Origin of the sequence: Nocardia vermiculata NBRC 100427, assembly GCF_001613265.1 — a bacterium.
GTDB classification, from domain to species: Bacteria; Actinomycetota; Actinomycetes; order Mycobacteriales; family Mycobacteriaceae; genus Nocardia; species Nocardia vermiculata.
In genome coordinates, this window is the sequence record NZ_BDCA01000005.1 from 36,795 (window position 1) to 55,648 (window position 18,854).

15 protein-coding genes are annotated in these 18,854 nt (G+C 67.6%); 13 read left to right on the top strand and 2 right to left on the bottom strand.

Features of this window, described 5'->3' with window-relative positions; translation table 11 throughout:
- Positions 1 to 6 precede the first annotated feature (6 nt).
- Complete coding sequence (locus NV2_RS32805; protein ID WP_067870963.1) at positions 7 to 930, bottom strand: transglycosylase SLT domain-containing protein; 924 nt, start codon at positions 928 to 930, stop codon at positions 7 to 9.
- Positions 931 to 1,355: 425 nt separating this feature from the next.
- Here NV2_RS32805 and NV2_RS08240 point away from each other — a divergent pair, with 425 nt between their 5' ends.
- The 11 genes from NV2_RS08240 to NV2_RS08290 all read left to right on the top strand — a co-directional run bounded on the left by NV2_RS08240 (position 1,356) and on the right by NV2_RS08290 (position 14,336).
- Positions 1,356 to 1,919 carry a hypothetical protein gene (locus NV2_RS08240; protein WP_157102802.1) on the top strand — a complete coding sequence of 188 codons (564 nt, stop codon included), beginning with the start codon at positions 1,356 to 1,358 and terminating at the stop codon, positions 1,917 to 1,919.
- Positions 1,912 to 3,651, top strand: a complete 1,740-nt coding sequence (locus NV2_RS08245; RefSeq protein ID WP_157102803.1) for a hypothetical protein — start codon at positions 1,912 to 1,914, stop codon at positions 3,649 to 3,651. Before NV2_RS08240 ends, NV2_RS08245 begins: the two co-directional genes overlap by 8 nt.
- A 9-nt stretch (positions 3,652 to 3,660) precedes the next feature.
- Positions 3,661 to 4,617, top strand: coding sequence for a hypothetical protein (locus NV2_RS08250; RefSeq protein WP_067870966.1), 957 nt, complete (start codon positions 3,661 to 3,663; stop codon positions 4,615 to 4,617).
- Entirely contained in the window at positions 4,607 to 6,298 is a 1,692-nt protein-coding gene (locus NV2_RS08255) for a hypothetical protein (RefSeq protein WP_067870967.1), read from the top strand. The genes NV2_RS08250 and NV2_RS08255 overlap by 11 nt, the downstream gene beginning before the upstream one ends.
- Positions 6,299 to 6,327: 29 nt before the next feature.
- Positions 6,328 to 7,824, top strand: a complete 1,497-nt coding sequence (locus tag NV2_RS08260; protein ID WP_067870968.1) for a PPE domain-containing protein — start codon at positions 6,328 to 6,330, stop codon at positions 7,822 to 7,824.
- Positions 7,821 to 8,162 carry a hypothetical protein gene (locus tag NV2_RS08265; RefSeq protein ID WP_067870969.1) on the top strand — a complete coding sequence of 114 codons (342 nt, stop codon included), beginning with the start codon at positions 7,821 to 7,823 and terminating at the stop codon, positions 8,160 to 8,162. Before NV2_RS08260 ends, NV2_RS08265 begins: the two co-directional genes overlap by 4 nt.
- Positions 8,159 to 8,944, top strand: a complete 786-nt coding sequence (locus tag NV2_RS08270) for a hypothetical protein (protein WP_174550563.1) — start codon at positions 8,159 to 8,161, stop codon at positions 8,942 to 8,944. The genes NV2_RS08265 and NV2_RS08270 overlap by 4 nt, the downstream gene beginning before the upstream one ends.
- The gene (locus NV2_RS08275; RefSeq protein ID WP_067870970.1) at positions 8,941 to 9,294 is read left to right on the top strand and encodes a hypothetical protein; all 354 of its coding nucleotides are present in this window, start codon (positions 8,941 to 8,943) and stop codon (positions 9,292 to 9,294) included. The genes NV2_RS08270 and NV2_RS08275 overlap by 4 nt, the downstream gene beginning before the upstream one ends.
- A 35-nt stretch (positions 9,295 to 9,329) precedes the next feature.
- Positions 9,330 to 9,629 (top strand): hypothetical protein, encoded by a 300-nt coding sequence (locus tag NV2_RS08280; protein ID WP_067870971.1) that lies wholly within the window; start codon positions 9,330 to 9,332, stop codon positions 9,627 to 9,629.
- 6 nt (positions 9,630 to 9,635) lie between these two features.
- The gene (locus NV2_RS08285; RefSeq protein WP_067870972.1) at positions 9,636 to 12,242 is read left to right on the top strand and encodes a hypothetical protein; all 2,607 of its coding nucleotides are present in this window, start codon (positions 9,636 to 9,638) and stop codon (positions 12,240 to 12,242) included.
- A 141-nt stretch (positions 12,243 to 12,383) separates the two neighbouring features.
- Positions 12,384 to 14,336 carry a type VII secretion target gene (locus NV2_RS08290; protein WP_067870973.1) on the top strand — a complete coding sequence of 651 codons (1,953 nt, stop codon included), beginning with the start codon at positions 12,384 to 12,386 and terminating at the stop codon, positions 14,334 to 14,336.
- 192 nt (positions 14,337 to 14,528) lie between these two features.
- On the opposite strand, the gene NV2_RS08295 is transcribed toward NV2_RS08290, so the two are convergent.
- Positions 14,529 to 15,818, bottom strand: coding sequence for a hypothetical protein (locus NV2_RS08295; RefSeq protein ID WP_067870974.1), 1,290 nt, complete (start codon positions 15,816 to 15,818; stop codon positions 14,529 to 14,531).
- 198 nt (positions 15,819 to 16,016) lie between these two features.
- Here NV2_RS08295 and NV2_RS08300 point away from each other — a divergent pair, with 198 nt between their 5' ends.
- Together NV2_RS08300 and eccA are read left to right on the top strand one after the other, a co-directional pair.
- Positions 16,017 to 16,988 carry a C40 family peptidase gene (locus NV2_RS08300; RefSeq protein ID WP_067870975.1) on the top strand — a complete coding sequence of 324 codons (972 nt, stop codon included), beginning with the start codon at positions 16,017 to 16,019 and terminating at the stop codon, positions 16,986 to 16,988.
- A 109-nt stretch (positions 16,989 to 17,097) separates the two neighbouring features.
- Positions 17,098 to 18,852: a type VII secretion AAA-ATPase EccA gene (gene eccA / locus NV2_RS08305; RefSeq protein WP_067870976.1), complete on the top strand. Its 1,755-nt coding sequence runs from the start codon at positions 17,098 to 17,100 to the stop codon at positions 18,850 to 18,852.
- The last annotated feature ends 2 nt before the right edge of the window (positions 18,853 to 18,854 follow it).

The following is an 18,854-nucleotide window of genomic DNA, read 5'->3' on the forward strand; positions in this document are numbered from 1 at the left end:
GCGTCGTCAGTATCCGACATAGGAGCCGCCGCCGTTCAGTTGCGCAACCCCCGGAACGTTGTTCACCGATCCGTAGCGGTCGATCGAGTACCGCACCCCCGCGATGATGTTGTCCACCGGATTCCAGATATCGCGATGGCCCGGCAACGCGTAGGCGTCGAAAGTCGAATCGATGGTCTGCATCAGCCCTTTCGATGGGTGCCCGGCCGCTGCGTTGCTGTCCCACAGGTTGATCGCATGGGGGTTACCCGAGGATTCGTGCGCGATGATCGTCGCGATGGCGGCCGGATTGATCTGGTCGGTGTCGTATCCGTTCTGCGCCAGAACCCGCAGCGCCTCGTCGATCCACTGGCCCTGGGTGCCCGCGACGGCGCCACTCGGGAGGCCGTATCCAGCTCTGGAGTGGACTGCGGCACGCGATGGTTCGGCGTGCTGCGCGTATTTTGCTGCCAGATCCGCGATCCGATCGGAGTTCGCCGCCGCGGCGATCCGGCTCTGATCCACCGTATTTCCTGCGCGTGCCAGCGCCTCGCCCAGCGTGACCATCACCTGGCGGCGCCCGGTCGCGGTATTGCTCACCGGGCCGAGCGCGGTGAGTGCGGCGTCGACTTCGGCGATGATCGCAGCCATCCCGGCCCGCCCGCGCGTCGTGGAATCGGCTCCGTCGGCGAGTACTTGCGCGAGTTCGGCATTCAGTTCCCCGATCGCACTGCCCTGCCCGGATCGGGCAGTGTCGGTGGCGGTGTACCCGGCGCCGGCGCCGCTGTCCCACGCGATCGGTCCGGACGGTGCGCCGTCGCCGACGGCCGGGGGAGCGAAGGCCTGTCCGGTATCGGCTGTCGGGGTGCCGGCACCGAAACCGGAGGCCATCACGGCGAGGCTACCGAGCGCGGCGCTCGCCATCGGAATCGAGGCGCCTTGTGCGGCCATGGATTCCGCACGAGCGGCAGACGCACTGCCGGTGCCGGTTGCCGTGCTCCCGGGAGGAGGGGCAACACTCGGGCCGGTGCTGTTCGATGTCCTTCCGCCGCTGGTATCGGCAGGGGCTCGGCGCTTGCCCGAGGTCCGTGCGGGCTGTTCGTCTCGCTCAGGAGGGGGAACAGCCACGGCACCGGGCCGGGCGGTTTCCATGTCGAACTCACGGTCACCCGGATGTGCCTGTCGTGGTGCGGTAGCCGATCTACGCGCGCCGGTGGGTGGCGAGTCCGGAGGGTCCACCCTGTCAATCCTGAAGACCTGACCGCGCACCCGGTTCCCAGCTGTGGGAATCGCTGAGAATAAGGCCAGTCGGATGAACGGTAGAACGGGGATCGTGGCCATGAGCGGTGCTCGCTGCCGGCGAAGCAGGTGATGACGTGGGCCTGTTCGGTGATATCGGCAAGACGCTCGGAAATGTGGTCACCAAGCACTGGGACGACGTTCTGGTCGGAGTCGCGAGCGGGGTCGGCTTCGCATTCGGAGGGCCGGTGGGGGCGGCGCTGGTCGGTGGGGCGGCCAGTGCTGTGCAGGACGGTGTGAAAGAGGGCTGGGGCTGGCACAACTTCGAGGCTGCAGGCACGGGGGCGCTCGGTGGTTTGTTCGGTGGCGCACTGGGGCTCGGCGGTATGGGCGGCAAGTTGCTGACCAAGGGTGGCTTGGCGCTTGCCAAGGACAGTCTGGTCGAGGGGTCCCAAGGGGTTGCCAAGGGATACGGCAAAGACTTCCTCGCCGGTGGCTGGAAGACGCTCGGATTACGCACCGCGGTACCGGCCGGCTGGAAAGGCGCACAAACCGGGTTGCCCAAGACCTTGCGCGGCATGCTCGGCACCACGGTGCCCAGTCTGGTGAGACCAGGGATGGAGGAGTTCGCAAAGCTCAACGCGCCGAAGCCGGTTCCGGTTATCAATATCAGCAAACAAGAGCTGAGCCTCGATGCCTGAGATGCCGCCCATCTACATGCCGGACCCGGACAACCTGCCGGACGGTCTGGTGCTTTCCCCCGCCGTGGAGGCGCACTACCGCGGACTTCCGAAGATGTACAAACTCAACTGGGACAGTTTCGGGAACGGAGGGGAGTTGGAGATACCCGAACAGCGCCCGGTTGCCAAAGTGCGTGGGAGCGAGAAGGCCAATATCGCCAACTATGCGGAGTGGGTTCAGCTCCTCGACAAGACGTACGAATACCTGGCGGCGGAAGCCGGGAATATCGCCGATATCCCGGAGAAGACCGCTGCATTGTGCGACGAAGGCAGGGGCGGACTCGGATCGCTGATCGACGACCTGCACGTGATGGCGCAGGTCAATCCGCAGGACATAGCAACGATCGAGGCGCTGGTGGCGCAAAAGAAGCTGAGCCTGACCGCCCCCGACGGCAGCGGTGAGATCTCCGAGAACAACTTCGCGATGGCATTGGTGTCGACCACGACCGCGATGGTCGAGGCGCAGATGTTCCAGATGAGCAAGAAGTTCACCGAGCTCGGCGGAAAGGTGAAACCGCCGCCGAACACGGTGCCCGATCCGAAACGTCGGAAGCAGCAGCCTTTTCAGGTGAAGGAGCCAGGTCCGGACGGCGAGCGCAAACCCGGTCCAGCCACACCGGAGGCGACGACGTCGAAGCCGGGCGCGAACCCGACGCTCAACGCCGGCATTACCACCACCGACGGGGAACAGCCGGGCGCGCCGCCGGTATGGGACTGGGATGCCGGCAGCGACACCGCAGCGCCGCCGCGAACATCCGTGGTGGCCGCCGCGCCGGCAGGCGGGGAGCCGGTGTCCGCGGCTGCCGACCGATCGGATGGTTCGGTGTCGTCATCGACTCCGCAGACTTCGTCGCCCGCCGAGGCGACGCCCGCGTCATCGGCCGTCCCGGCGTCCTCCAGCGGTCTGGCGCAAGGTTTCTCGCCGGCAGCGTTCGCACTGCCGGCGGCGATGCGACAAAGCATGGCGAACCCCGCCAACGTCAACCAGCAGCAGCCCACCGAGCCGGTAACGAGGTCTGGTCGGTCGGCCGGCGCCGCCACGCCGGTATCCCGACCGGCTGCGGCGGCTGCTACCTCGGCCTCGGCTGCGGTCCCGTCGCCGGACTCCCCGCCGACTCGGGGGGCCCAGTCGTCGCAGACCGGACAGCCTGTACACGCCCCGGCCACCGCGACTGGAGCAGGCGCCCCGGATACGCAGCATCGTCCGGCAGGGCCCTCCGTGGCGCCGGCGTCCGCCGCGACCACCGACAAAGAGCCCGTCGTCTACACGTTTCCGGACGGTCGAAGTCAGAACGTGTCCCCGGTGGTCCGGCAAGCCTTGGACGCGGCCTTCGGCAATGCCACCGGGACCGACGCCCGCCAGGCATACGAGAGGACGCCGGCGAAGTTGCCCGAGGGGAAGGAACTCGGTGTCGCCGTCGATCCGAATCAGTTGGTGACCGGTGACATCGCCACGTGGGAGGGGCGTCTGGCCTTGGTCGTCGCGTTGGGTGACACCACCGCCGCGCAACTGGAGGTGATCGCCCAAGGGGAATTGCAGCCGTTCGCCGAGCAGATGGCCGACCGGCAGGGAGATTTCGGTCCGTTCACCGGGTTCGTCCACCCTGCAGGAATCGATCTGGACCCGTCCGGTGGGTCCTCAGTGATTCCGATAGCTCATTCGGGGGTCGAACAGATGACGGTACCGGCGTAGGAGGATGCGATGGACTGGAAATCAGTAGCGGGCCTCGGTGTCGAGGTCGGGGTGAATGTGGCGGTGAGTCGATTCGCTCCAGGAGTAGGTGGCTCGATCGTGGGAGGGCTCGCAGGCGGTGCCGCCAAATCACTGACCGAAAGCACGCTGAAGGGACAGGGCATCGATGTCGAGGACGCGACCAAGTCGGCATTGTTCGGTGCAGGCGGCAGTCTGGCCGGCCACGGCGCGGCCAGTGGTATCGGAGCATTATCGCGAGTGGGGGCCAAAAGGGTCGGCGCAGAACTGGGGCAAGCAAACAAACTGGTGTCCGACGCCACCAAGGCAGGCGACGAACTGACGAAAGCAAAAGACGGTCTCACATCAGCAAAAAAGGGTTTGGCGGACGCGCGCAACGATCTGGCCAAAATAAATCGAGCGCTCCATCCTATCGACTACAAGAAGGCGCTGGACTCCGTAAAGCAGGCCAAAACTGCTGTACAGCAGGCCGGAGCCAAAGTTGGCCCTGCTCGTATGAAGCAGGTCGATGCCGACCTTCTGGCCAGTAGGTCACGCTCGTCCATTTCAGGTATGCAACGCCGACAAAAGGCGCTGGATGCGGCAGGGAAGCATCTGCGTGGTGGAAAAGGAAAAGCCAGCAAGCAGGACAGCTTCGAAGCCGGTGGCTGGGGAAATACCGGTCTCAGGGCCTTGGGTGGGTCCATTGCGGCGGGGCGGGCGGATGGACGAAATCCCGCACAGAGTTCCCCGGGCAACGGGAAGGGCGGCGGTAAGGACAAGCCGGGCAAGACCGGCCCCCAGCTTCAGCAGATCGAAGTGGCCTGGGGAGGGGCGAAGTACATGAAGGGGGAGCAGAAGGAGCCGTTCGCCCCCGATCCGAACTACAAAACCAGTGGGAGTACGACGGGCTTCTTGTTGTATCCGGTCGGAGTGAACCAGCAGATTCGGGACTGGTATGTCGGCTGACTCCCTGGCGGCTGCACTGCGCGAGAACTACGACCTCTTCGGTGATCCGACGAAGGGAGAGAAGTTGGAGCTGACGCCCCCACCGGCCATGAAATTGCAGAATTATGCCTCCCTCGCCGGCAATTCGGCAATGGGGGATACCTATGAGGCTGCGGTCAATCTGATGAATGACAAGGGGGCAAAGTTCCATGAATCGCAGCAGGCCATCGCGGACAAGGTGAACAAGGATACCGACAAGGTCTCCAAGGAAGGTCGCGAAGGAATCGCACAATTGATCGGCGGTATCAACGCGGCGGTCGCCTCGAAGACGGAGATCGACATCGGCAATGCCAACACCTATATCGTAGATATGCTCAATCAGGCATATTCGGAACTGATCGATAATACGGAGACCGGGTCGGAGAAGGCCACAGGTATATCCAAAGACATCCAGGACTGGGCCAGTAAGTTCGAGAAGGATCAGGCGGCTCGCGATGCCGCTATGCAGGGGAAGCTGAACAATGCGCTGGGATCTCTGAAGCCGCCGGGGGTGACCGAGGACGGTACCAAGGGGCCCGGCCTGGAAGACCTGAATCTCGGGGCGGACAAGGATCTCGACGGTATCGGCGGCGCCGAGAAAATCGCCGACAGCGACTTCGATCCCGAGAAGGGCTTGACGCCTGTCGACCCGGACGCCGAGGCTGCCGGTTCGAAGATCGACGACGCGAACGACAGCATTGTGGATTCGGCACAGACGCCGGACACCTCGGTGTCGAACCCGGCACTCGACACGCCTTCGTTGGGAGCGGGTACGGGGAGCGGCCTGATGGACCCCGCCGCGATGATGGGCGGAATGAACCCCTTCTCGAATCCGATGGGGTGGGGTAACGGGATGGGCCCGTACGGATCGCTGGGCGATTCGGTCCGGAACCGGACTGGCGACCTGGACGCGGGCCGGATCGATCGGGCCGTACGACCGCTGACGCCGCAGGTGCAACCGCAGCAGCCCGCACCGTCCACTCCGTGGTCGAATCAGAACAACGCCACCCAGGTTGCGCACGGCGGTGACGCGGCACCCGGGACGACGTCGGATCAGGCGGGTGGCACCCCGCCGCCGCGTGTTCCGCGGTCCGACGGGAAGGTCGAATACCTGTTCCCGAACGACCGCAAGCAGTGGGTGTCGCAGGTCGTCGCGCAGGCGCTGGACGCCGCTTTCGCGAACACCAAGGGGACCGACGCCAAGGCGGCCTATTCCGGTACCTCGGCGAAATGGTCGGACAACAAGCAGATCGGTATGCGGGTGGATCCGAGCCAGTTGATGACCGGTGATGTCGCGCTGTGGGCCGCGGAACATACCGCGATTATCGTGGCCTTCGGTTCCGCGGAGGGTGGGGCAGATCCGGCGGCCGCCGAGCCGGCCGGTGTTTCCGACAGTGTGACCGGCGCCCCGGTCTCCGGTAACCCCGATTCCGGGGCCGGTGAGGGGAGTGCGGATCTGCAGGTGATCGTGGCGGCCGAGATGAAGAAGTTCGAGCCGCAGATGTCGGACAGCGGTGGGGATTTCGGTGATTTCAGCGGATTCGCGCATCCGACGGGAATCGAAGCTGCCGGCAAGGGCGACGAGGATCCGGGTGGCGGGGTTCCGGGGGACCCGTCCGCCGGCCCGACGATGTCGGCCCTGGCGGGCACGCAGTCGGTATGAGCACAGGGTGAGAGGAGGCTGTTGTGGCGATGAATGTTGATCCGGCGGAGCTGGTATCGGCGGCAGCGGCGCTCGCGGATATGGCGCGTACGACCGGCGGTGGGCTTCCGAAGAGCTGGGTGGTGCCCGCCGGTGCGGACCCGATCTCCGCACAGGCGGTGCCGCAGCTCAATGCCGGTGCTCAGGACCTGTACAACGGGGTACTCGGGACGCTGAACGAGGTGCACCGGACCGCACACAACATCGGCGCTGCGGCGGTGGACTACACGCTCGCCGACGACGAGGGGGGCCGCGAGGTGGCCGGCTCGGGTGCCGATCTGGAGTCCAATCCGGTTGCCGAGCTGCCGCCTCATACCGCGCGTTCCGCGCCGCGATTCACGTTGCCGGCGGTCGGTGCGGAAGTGGATCCGCTGACCTTCGCCAAACAGTTGCACACCGGTCCGGGGCCGGGCGGGGCCGCGCGGTTCGCCGAGAAGGTGCGGACGTTCCTGTCGACCACACACACCGATGCGGTCACCGGTTTGGATCGCGCCGCCCAGACCATGCAGCACTGGACGCCGGTGGGGTCGCAGGCGGCGCTCGAACTCACCGAACGCCGTGGCTGGCTCGACGAGCTCGGTTCCGCGCTGGGCCGGCTGGCTGACGGCGCGGAGAACTACAGCAACGCCTTCACCGCGGCGAAGGCCAAACATCCGACACCGCAGGAGATCATCGCCGCGCGCAAGGAGCTGGTCGCGGCGATGCGGTCGAAGAACGAACTGGGCGTGCAGGACGCGCTGGCCAAAACCCAGGAGCAGAACGCACGTTCGGCACAGACCGTCAGCGACTACAGCATCGCCGTCGGATCGGAAACACCGAGTGAGTCGGGTAAATCGGGTGAGTCGGAAGCCGGTGCGGCACAGTCCGGCTCGAACGGCAACGAGATGAACATGCTGGCGCAGATGCTGCCGTCGCTGCTGAGTTCGCTGATGCAGGGCGGCATGATGTCGCAGATGGGGGACAGCACGGACGCGCTGACCGGTCTCGACGATTCCGAATACGGATACGACTACGGCGGATACGAAGACTACGGCGCCGGTGGCTACGGCGGGGGCAGTGCCATGCCGATCGGCGATATCACCAGCGGTATCGGCGCCGGCGGGGACGTCCCGGCAGTGTCGGTCGGAGCCATGCCGACGGTCGCCTCGGCATCGACGTCGTCCACCGCGGGTAGCAACGCGCCGAATCTCCCGCGCGCCTCGGTCATCGAACCGCTGTCCTCGTCGGCATCGTCGGCGGCACGGGGGATGCACCCAGGGGGCGGGATGCCTTATATGCCGATGGCTCCCGGGATGGGCGGCGCGGGTGGCGGCAACAACGAACGCAACCGCGTGGTCGCCTGGCATCCGGACCGGTTGATGTACGTCGACGACACCCCGCATACCGAACAGGTCATCGGTGAGAAGCCGACGATCGCACCGTCGGTGACGCCACCGACTCCGTCACCCGCCAACCAGACCCCGAGTCGATCCGGAGGCAGTGCATGAGTGGAATCCACCCCGATGTCCAGGCGGCCTTGGATGCCGCCCGCGAGTTGCGGCACAAAATTGCCGATCTGCGCGAGCGGATCGATTCGATCCGGGCGCGGCGCCCGTCGCCCAGCGGCTGTGTCATTCCGGAGGTCGACGCGATGGGCCGGCTCACCGACCTGTATCTGGCCCCCGGGACGGTCGACCGGTTCGAGGCCGACGAACTCGTCGCCGAGATCATGGGCTCGATCCGGGAGAGTTCGGCAGATGCGGGACGCCAGTATCAGGTGATCATGGAGGCCGAGCCGACGCCCGATCCGGACTCGGCCGGTGAACAGGTGGAGCACGCGTCGTGACGGACCCGGGCGGTGTGACCGCCGCGGACGCGATCCGCTGGCTGCACGAGGAGGGTTTGTCACGGCTGGCGGGAGTGGGTGATCGCAGTGCGCATCCGATCGCCGCGTTCACCGTCGATATCGCGACCGGCACGGTCGGCGCGCATCCCACCTCCGGCTCCGGCTCCGATGTCAGCACGTTCGCCGCCGACGACCTGCCACATCCGGCGGGTACACCGAAACGGCTCGTCGTAGTCGGCATCACCGCGGCAGAGGCGATGCTGGTGGTGGATCTTGCTGCGGCGTTGACGATTTCGATCAATGCCGATCAGCCTGAGGCAGCAGCACGTTCCTGGGTGTTGCAGTTGCTGCTGAATCCCGAGATCACCATCTCGACCAACAGTGCGGCCGTCGCGATCGGTGACAGTCCACGGTGCCGCCGCTCGTTCATTCCGGGTAGCGCCGCCACCATCGTCAATATCGACGATATGAATCCGCCGCTGACGACCGTGACGCTGGATGCGGCGACCGACGGCCCCGACCACCTGGATATCGAGGCCGACGGTACCGGCGAAATGTATCTGGGTTCGCGGTTCTGGTCGTTGCGCCAGGTGCTGACGGTCGGCGATTCCGCCTGGAGAGCACTGGTCGACCAGATGTCGCAGACGTCGGAATCGGAGGCCGCGTCGCCGGGCTCCGCGAATCCGCGGCCGCGCCCGGCCACGAGTGTGGCACCGCCTGCCGGTGCGCTCGCATCACCGCCCCGGGGCACCTTCGCCCCCGACCTTTCGGAGAACCGATGAACGACGTGGAATACGACGACTATCTGGACGAAGCCGGTCCCGTGGCGCCGGACTGGAAGTCGATGACCTATGAGGTGTTCAACCCCGATCACAGTGTCGGGGTCGCCTGCGATCGCGATGGTGAGATCGTCGGTTTGCACCTGTCCGATGAGGCCCGCGACAACGGCGACAGCTGGCTCGCGCAGGAGATCCTGCGGCTGGCACGGCTGGCTCATCTGAAATCCCGGGTCGGTTTGCGTGCCGAGATGGAATACAACGGTGCGCGCCCCTACACCGTCGATTCGTTCGATCTGCCGACCGAGGCGTCGTATCGGGCGATGGAGAACGCCGAGTTCGGCACCACGCTCTGACCGAGCGCACTACGGCTACCGAAGGGAAGTCTGTCATGGTGGATATGGACGACACCGACGACGTCGTCGGGGCGTCGAGCTTCTTCGCTCGAGCTCTCACCTCCAATACCGGTCACATCTCCGGGGCCGCCGGAGATTTCGGGTTGCTGCACCGGCCGGAATCCGAACTCGACGACGGACAGGTGGCCGTGTGCAGCAAGATGGTGTCCTGGTTCCTCGACGCGGGAGCCACCCGCGACGATCACAGCGCCGCCACTGCGGGCGCGGTGCGTGACGCGGCGGTGACGATCGGCAATACCGACGTCGACAACGGTGCGCACGTCCGGTCGGTCTGAGCACCGATGGAGTCCGGGCACGACAGCCGGTTCTGGGACGAGATCGTCGGCAAGCACTGGCCGGCGATCCCGCCGTCGGATCTGCATCGGCTGCAGTCGATTGCCCGTGATGCTGCCGAGAACACCGATCCCGAGGAGGCCGATCGCGCGCGACGTCTGTTTTCCGACCGCGTCCGTGTCAGCCGGGGACTACAGCCGGCCAAGGACGATATGGCTGCTCAGGTCGGCAGTCTGCGATCGATGGTGGACGCGCTGGTCGTCGCCTCGGATGTGTTCGGGCTGCTGGGAGACCTGGCGTACCGCACCCGCCACCGGATACTCGACATCGTCGAGCGTGCCGACGCCGATATCGAACGGGTGCGTCAGGAACAGAGCGACGCGGACAGTGCCGAGGAGCGCGAGGAGGCCGAGGCGGATCGGGAGCGGCGCATCTCGGCGATTGTGCGCGAGGCGCGCGACGATGTCGCAGACGTCGAACGAAACGCCCTGACCATGCTGGGACCGCACGGGCTCCCGGAGCTCGCGACGCTGGCCGAACTGCTGGGGCAGCCGAATCCGTGGGCGCCGTCCGGCGGTGCCGGCTCTTCGCCGGGGCATCGTTCTCCGTCCGCCGGCGGGCGGGGAGCAGGCGGTCCGCCACATCCGGTAGGTGCCCCGCCCCTCCCGCACGGACCCGACGGCCGGCTGGTGTCGGGGCCGCTGTTGCCCGGCCTGATCCGGCTCGATCCGGGACTGTTTCCCCATTCGCCGCTGCCCTTCGGCGATCTGACGGAGCGGTTTCGGGACGCACTGTTCGGTGTGCCCGCCGAGGACCGTATCCCGCTGGTGCAACCGCCTGCTTCGACCGCGCCGAGCCCGCCCCCCGAAGTATCCGGTGGTGCCGGACCCGATGTGCACGGCGGGCCCGCGCCACAGAACGGTGCCGGATGGGCCCCGGCTACGCCGGGACCCACGCAGTCGCCCCCGCGAGTGGTCGGCATCGCGCCCGTAGGTGGTGGTGAGCATCCGGACGAACTCGACGGTGCTGCAGGCGCGGAACGGCAGGAGCCGCAGGCGCACCGAGACGACCGTCCCGAGTTGGACGGAGCAGCCGGCAACCACTCGGATCCGGGGGCCGGCGATGACGACGACCGGACCGCGACCGATTCGGAACCCGGTGCCGCGCATCTGGTTCGAACTGCCCGCGACGATGCCGAGTTCGACGAAGAGTTCCCGGGCACCGACTCAGGCGGATCCGGTAGCCGTCCCGCCGCGATGGCTACCACCGACGCAGGTGAGGTGGCGCCGACACCGATCCCACTGGCTGCGCCCGCTCCCGGCGTCCCGGCGGTGTCCGCCCCGGCCGACCGGATGAACGCTCCTGCAACCCAGGTCAATGCCCCGACGGGTGCTGCCGGGGCCGGGGCCGAGCCACGCGCGCCGTCACCACCGGACACCAGGGCGGCATCGGCTGCCGGGAAGGGGCCCCTGGTGGGGCAGCCGCCGGGCGCATCGGTGACCGCTCCGGCGAAGGCACAGTCTCCGCTGCCTCTTCCCGACGCCGATCGATCGGCCGGCCCGGATGGGGAACGCGATCCGGCGGACACGGTTCGAGATGCTGTCGGCGCGGCGATGGTGGCAGCGTCGGCACCGGCGTTCGTCGTGGGTGAGCGGGTCGACGGCGATCTGGTCCTGGCACGCAGCTTGCTGAGCAGCCTACTTGCAGCGGTGGGTGATTCGGCGCTCGGAGTCGATTGGGCAGTGGCGATCCTGCGTCACTCCGGTGGCTTGACCGCCTTCGTCACCTCGAACGAGGGGCGGGGCTGGCTACCGGCCGGACTGTATCTACCGCGCGAATTGTCGACTCCGTGGGTATGGTCCGAGTCCGATAACAGCGGTTGGGAAGGTGTCGCCGATCCGGCACGGGTGCTGGTCGAATTCGGGCTGGCCTGGGGGACGAAGGTCGGGGCTCGCCTCGCCGCGCTGGTGTCGTCCAGACCGATCGATCCCACTCTCGCAGCTCAGCTCGGGCCGGTGGCCGTGGCGGGCGAGACGGGCCCGGATCCGGTGATGGACTTCGGCTCGGCAGCACCGGGATCGGTCGATCGCCTGGAGTTGGTCGGGGCGGCGCAGCTCATCGATCGGGTGACGGCGACGCCGCCCGATCGGATCGCGGAACGCTGCCTCGCACTCGCCCGGGACGCGCACACGCGGGCCGCCGCTGCGCCGGATGCCCTGGGCGTCGCCGCGATTCGTGATGCCGTGCTTCGGACGATCGCGCAACGGCGGCCGGTGCCGGAGCAGCTGTGGGAGGAGTTGCGCGATGCCGACGCCGTGGTCGCGGCGTCGATCCTGCCGTTGCGCTCCGATGTGTCACGGGTGGCGCTCGGAGAGTTGCGATCCGAGACCGGTAGCGGCAGGCGGGGCGAGGCCGCCACGCTGCGCGCGCTGGTGTGTCAGCGGCGCTGCGACGAGCTGGTGCTGTTGCTGGCGGCGGCACCGACCCGGCAGTTGTTGCGAGATGCCGTATACGCCCACGCGCAACTTCTCGAGCTGGGTCCGCCGTCTGCCGGGCCGGACGGTGCCGGCCCCCCGCCACGCGTGTCGTCGGTGAGCGCGGGGCCGCGCAGATGAGCGGGTGGCAGCGGAGGTGGTGCGGGATGCGAGGGGATCGCGCCGTCGAGTTCGACTTCCCTCGATTGGGAACAGTCGCGTGTGGCCCTACGGCGCGGTGTGCCGACAATGGTGGTGTCGGCGGAGGAAAGGATTTCGGAAATGGAGATCGACCTTCCGGTGCTGCGCCAGCTCGAAGAGCAGCATCGCCGGGTCGCAGCTGAGATCCGGGACTGGGCCGAACCTCCGCACGACTGGCTCCGCAGCTTCATCCCGACCTACGGCAAGATCGCGCAACCGGTCAAGGATGCGCTCGACGACTATTACGACGCCCGTCAGCGCGCGGGAAACGCATTGGCCGACGACCACGACGCCACGGCCGACTCGCTGGCCGCCGCCGCTCGCGCCTATGAAGAAGGCGACAACGAGCTGGGTGCTCAGATTCGGCGGGCGGGCGATGAAACGTCCGGTGGGACACCACCGTCGACATCTTCGCCGACTCCGGTCAGCTCCGGACCGTCGCCGATCGGCGATCGGGTACCGGGGGTGGATACGTCACCGGCCGCCGCGCAGCCCGGCGAGGTGCCGTCGGCGCAGTCGCCCGCGGCCGTCGGACCCGATGTGACCGCACCGCAGGTCCCGGGGGCCGGTGGGCCGGCAGCGGCCGGGGACGACCCCGGCAGTGCTGCACCGGGAATTGCTGCATCGGCACCGGGGGCGCCGACCCAGCTCGGAGCCGCGGCACCCGACGGTGGGCAGGCCGGAGCCGGTACCACTGCGGGAAGCGGGGTGGCCGCGGGGACCACGCCGCTCGCCGGTGTTCCACTGGCAGGTACGGCGGCCGCATCCGCCGGCGCGGGCCAGTCCGGATACGGCACGGACGATCGCAATGCGGGCGGACAGTCCGCTGCGACCGCGGGACGAAGCGATGCGTCGCCGATGCCGGTCGTCACCCCGTTCGCCGCTGCGGTGGCCGCCGCGAAGGACAAGAAGTCCGAGCCGGACTACGTCGTCGGCGACCTGATAGACAACGACCTGTTGGTCGCCCGTACCCTGCTCGCGGCGGTGCTCGCGGCGACGGAATCGACCACGGTCGGCATGCACTGGTCGGTCGCGGTGATGCGCGGTCCCGCCGGTGCGGGAGTGTTCATCACCTCGAACGAGGGGCGTGGCTGGCTGCCGGCGCAGATGTATCTACCGCGAGAGGTATCCACCCCGTGGTCGTGGGACGACATGCTCGACGACGGATCGGGCACCACCGCCTCGCCCTGGGAGGGCATCACCGATCCGGCGCGGGTCCTGGTCGAATTCGGCCTGGCGTGGGGGCCGAAGGCGAATGCCGCGCTGGTCGCGCTCGCGTCCTCGGCACCGATCGACGGCGGGCTGCGAACCCGGTTCCCCGACGTGGCGATGGAGGGCATGGTCGGGCCGGAATACGAGGTGGATCTGCGGGTACATACCCCGGACACAGTGGATCGCCTGGACCTCACCGGATCTGCCGAGGCCGCCGCGTCGATCGCCGCGGTACCGGATTCGCAATTGCGCGAATACTGCGCCGCCTTGGCCGGGGACGCCCACGGCAAACTCATCCGTACCGCACCGGCGATACCGGAGGCGAGCGAAACGCGCCGCATCCGCGACCGCATCCTCGCCGTAGTCGAAGCCGGGCAACAGGTTTCGCCACAGTGGTGGGAAGAGTTGCGGGAGGCCGACGACATGCTCGCGGCCGCCATGCTGTCACGCCGCGTGGATGTCGCGCGGGTGGAGCCCGGTGAGCTGCGACTCGCCGAGGAGGGCGCGGTGCTGCGTGCCCTGGTCTTCGAACGGCGCTGCAACGAGCTGCTGCTGCTACTGGCCGACGATCCCACCCGACAGCAGCTGCGTGATGCCGCCTACGCCCACGATCAGGTGCTGAACCATCCGCAGTTCGTGGAGGTTCCGGCGACCGTCAGCACCACGGAAGCGGCCACGGTGGACCGTGCGGTTCCCGCGGGCACTCGAGTCACGGCGCCGGGCGTCACCGCCGGCCCGCCGAACGGTGCGGTCGTGGCACCGCCGTCCGTTCCGCCGCCCCCGGTGGTCACACCCGGGCCCGGACAGGGACAGGGGAACTGACACCCGGTAGCCGTACGACCGGCGTTGGCCGTGTCGCCGGGGCGGACGAGACCAACAGTGCCGCACGGGCCGGACCGTCGGTCGCCCGCCGGGCACGGGTACTGGGGTGACTACAGCCGAAATGCGGTCAGCAGTAGTGCTTTCGGCGCTGCTGCCGGTGCGCGGCGGGGTACCGCCGCGGTGCTGATGTGATCAGGACGGGGCGCCCGGGATACTTCCCGCTGCGGGCGGGGTCACCGATGGCGCGGCAGTCCCTTCGGGACCGGTCGTCGGCGCCACCGGCGCCGACGGGCTCGCCGGGGTCTGGAGGTCGGGTGGTGTGATCACCGCGGGGTCGGCGTTGAGACCACCGGGTTGTGGGGCCGTTCCGGCCGTCGCCGCACCGGTGGCGGGCGCGGCCTGGGCCGGATCGGCCGCCGGTGCTGCGGAGCCCGGATCGGTTGCGGGGGCGGTGCCGTTCTGCTGGGCCTTCCGCTCTTCCTCGGCTTTGCGCTCTTCTTCTTCCCGCTCGTGTTGTTCGGCGTTGCTCTGGATGAACTGCTGCACCATCGGCGCCAACGACATCAGGCCCATCGGCACCATCATCGCGAGGGGGCCCAGCATCTGCGCCAGGCCACCGAGACCACCGTCCCCGCCTCCGGCCGCTGCTCCACCGGAGGCTCCGGTGCCCGTCGAGGTGCCGTTTCCGGTGCCACTGTCGCTGCCGGATTTGCCACCGGAGCCCTTGGCGTCGCCACCGGCCATCGACTTGTTGTACTCGGCGACCTCGGAGACCCGTCGGCACACCGAGTCGAGCGTGTCGGCGATTCGCTCCATGAGTTCGAGTTCTTTGGCGGCCCTGGCCTTCTTGCCGACGGCGCTCAGATCGATGCTCAGCGCATGGCGCAACTTCTTCACGTCGGCGAGTACCGCGGCGAGGGTTTCGTCCTTGCCGGCGGCGACTTTGATCGAGGTCTTCACCACTTCGGCATCCATGCTCAGCAGGTGGCTCTGCATGCTGCGCACCTTGCTCAGTGTCTGCTGATACGCCTTGTCGGCCTCACCCTTGCCCAGATTCTTGTAGACGACAGTGGTGAGAAGCTCGTCGAGATTGGGTGGCGGTTCGGTGATACCGCGGCCGAGCAGGTCCACGGTGGTCTGAATCGCGGCTTCGGCCAGCGCGACGAAGCTGACCAGCGCCGGTGAGGCGCCCCGGGGTGGTTCGAGCTCGATCGGCTCGCCGTAGTGCTTTCCGCCACCGGCGGCCGGTGGTTTCCCGGCGGGGTCGGCGGGAGGTTTCTCCACACCGTCGGCGGGTGGTTTCTCGTCGGGATCGGCCGGTGGCTTCCCGCCACCGTCCGACGGTGGTTTCTCGCCGGGGGCCACGGGGGGCTTCTTCTCACCGTCCGCCGGTGGGTTCTCGTTCTTCGCGGTGGCGGAGACGGCTGCCGACGACATTGCGGGCAGGCTGAGAAGGTTCGCGTCGGTGGCATCCACAGTCATACCCTGCACCCGCCTCTCGTTCCTCCTCATTGTCGGGGCTTCCCGCAAATGGGAAGTTCATCCGCTCGTTATATCTCGGGTGGTACCGCATAGTCGGATCACGGTTTCGGCATTGCGAGAGTGTCGAATTCACGTCGGCGGCACGTGAGGGGGCCGGCATGAGAGGCGGGCGGCGATGAGTGGGAACAGGGCGGTTCGATGGCGCCCGATCTGACCACCGACCTGCACGGCGTGTTGAACTCGCTGCTCGGCTTGTACGGGCAGGGGTCTCCCGGAGGTGGGGGAGCGTCCGGGCAGGTCGCCAGCACCGTCGCGCAGTTGGACTCTCGTGGCGGCGCGATGAACCGGGATTACGGCGACTCCCGTGGCATGCAGGAGTCGGTGGCCCGGGCGCAGGCCGACAAGGACTCCGTGGTGCACAAGGCAGTGGCGGCGGCCGGAGACGGCACCGTCACCGGCCGCACTGCGCTCACGGGCCGCATCGCCGATCTGCAGACGCGCTTGCAGGCTATCGCCGGGGTGGGGGATGCACGCTTCAGCGGCCCGGCTCTGCTCAGTGCCGCGCAGACCACGATCACCGATGCGACCCGGCAGGTCGATGCCGATGTCGCGGCAGCGCGCAAACATGCCGATGCCATTTCGCCGCCGTCGGCGCCGGTGCGGTCGCATCGTCGTGTCGCACCGGTGAAGCGGGCGCGGCGGCGCCCGCGGCGGCGAACTCGCCGCGGAGGAGTGCAGGCTGCCGCGGCGGCGGTGCCGAAGTACGGCCGCCCGGTTCCTTCCGACGGGACCAACGGCGGCCAGGCCGTCAGTGCCGCCAGTGCCTGGCTGGGGACGCCGTATGTCTGGGGTGGTGGAGGTGCGGGCGGACCCAGCGGTGGTGGGTTCGACTGTTCGGGGCTGACCCAGTACGCCGTGGCGGAGGCCACCGACGGCCGAGTCGTCCTGCCGCGCACCACCTATGAACAGATCTACAGCGGTGTCCGCGTTCCGGTGAGCGAGGTGCGTCCCGGTGATCTGGTCTTTCCGGCCGATTCCTTCTCCGCTCGGGGCCCGGAGCACGTGCAGCTGGCCGCCGGCAACGGAATGGTGCTCGAGGCGCCCTATACGGGTTCGACGGTGAAGTGGTCGTCGATGCCCACCGATGCCGTGGTCATTCGAGTGATGTGAGCCGCGCTCCGACGCCCGGTCTTCCCAAACCTGGGAATGAACTTCCTGTGGTGGGGAGCAGTGGATGTCTAAGGTTCGGGCAGGCGAATGCGGCGGAAGGGATGTCGGGGTGTCAGCGGCCGAAGACGCGTTCTACACGGGTGTGCAATCTCTGGGATTGGTCGCCGGCGGAGTACGCAACGAAGAACATGCGCTGGCGGCGTTCGGTGCCGCCACCGATCTGGATCCGGATATGTGCGACGCCTGGCTGGGGCGCGCGATGGCCGGGGAGATCACCTCCGAGGTCATCTACGGTGCCTATCGTTCGGTACACAACCTGTATCGGGACCAGCAGCGTGCGGGTCTGGTGGATCGCGCGCTGTGGTGTCAGGTGGAGTTGGGGATGTACGGCCTGCGCGTGGCGATGGCCGATCGTGACCAGATCTCCGTCGCGCAGGCCTGCTCCTACGCCCAGGGGGGCGAGTGGAGTGAGGCCGCCGCGATTCTGGACCAGGTACCGAGCGACGATGTTTCCGAGTTCGTCCGCATGTCATTGTTCTTCCGCACCGATCGCTGGATCGATGTGCTGGAGGCGCGGACCGCCAAACCCACGCTCGACGACGGACTGCTCGATATCGCGGCGGAACTGATGGCCGCCGAATCCCTGGCCCGGACGGGACGTATCGGTGAGGCGCTGCCACGAGTGCAGCGCATCGTCGAAGACAGTTCCTCGGGCAGCCTGTCCTATATCTGGGCCGATGCGCATTTTCTGCTCGGAATGTTGCTGCGGCACACCGGCGAACACGACACCGCCGAGAAGGTCCTGGCCGGATTGCAGGGGTCGGCGCTGTGGCCGGAGCGGCCACTGTGGCAGCGCGCGGTGCGCGACAAGTCGTATCGGTTCGATGTGGTGACCGCGGAGGTCATCGGCTCTCGTACCGATGTCTGGGATCCGTCCTCGGGCGACGATCCGGCGGAAGTGGCCGCCACCGCCGCACAGGCCGAACGGGACACCCTGCTGGCCGAGGCCTCGGATCTGCTGCGGGCGCAGATCGGTATGGACTCGGTCAAGGAACAGGTCGACCGGCTCAAATCCGGTGTGCTGATGGATCAGGTGCGCGCCAAGCGCGGCCTGGCGGTGGAATCCAAGACCCAGCACCTCATCTTCTCCGGCCCGCCCGGCACCGGTAAGACGACGATCGCGCGGGTGATCGCCAAAATCTTCGCGGGGCTCGGGGTCGTGGACAACGCCGAGGTCATCGAGGTCTCGCGCAACGATATGGTCGGCACCCATCTCGGCCACACCGCGCCGAAGACCAATGCGCTCATCGACTCGGCGCTGGGCGGGGTGTTGTTCATCGACGAGGCCTACACCCTGATCCAGGAGGGTTTGTCCGGCGGTGACGCCTTCGGTAAGGAGGCCGTGGACACCCTGCTGGCCCGGATGGAGAACGATCGCGACAAGCTCGTCGTGGTGATCGCGGGCTACGAGGATCAGATCGACCGCTTCCTGGCCTCCAACGACGGTCTTGCCTCGCGCTTCACCAAGCGGATCCGCTTCGCCAGCTACGACGCCGAAGAGCTGGTGCAGATCGCGGACCACATTGCGCGCAAGAAGGATTCGATCCTGTCCGAACAAGCTCGTGAAATCCTGCGGGAACGCTGCGCCGAACTGGCACAGCAGACCCGTAACGGGCGCCGGCTGATCGATCTGGCGGGCAACGGCCGCTTCGTCCGTAATGTGGTCGAGGCGTCGGAAGCCGAACGCGACTACCGGTTCACCCGGGACAATGCCGACATCGCGAATATGACCGACGAGGAGTTGATGACGGTCGACGCGTTCGACGTCACCACCGCCCTGGCGGGGCTTGCGCCGACGAGCTGATC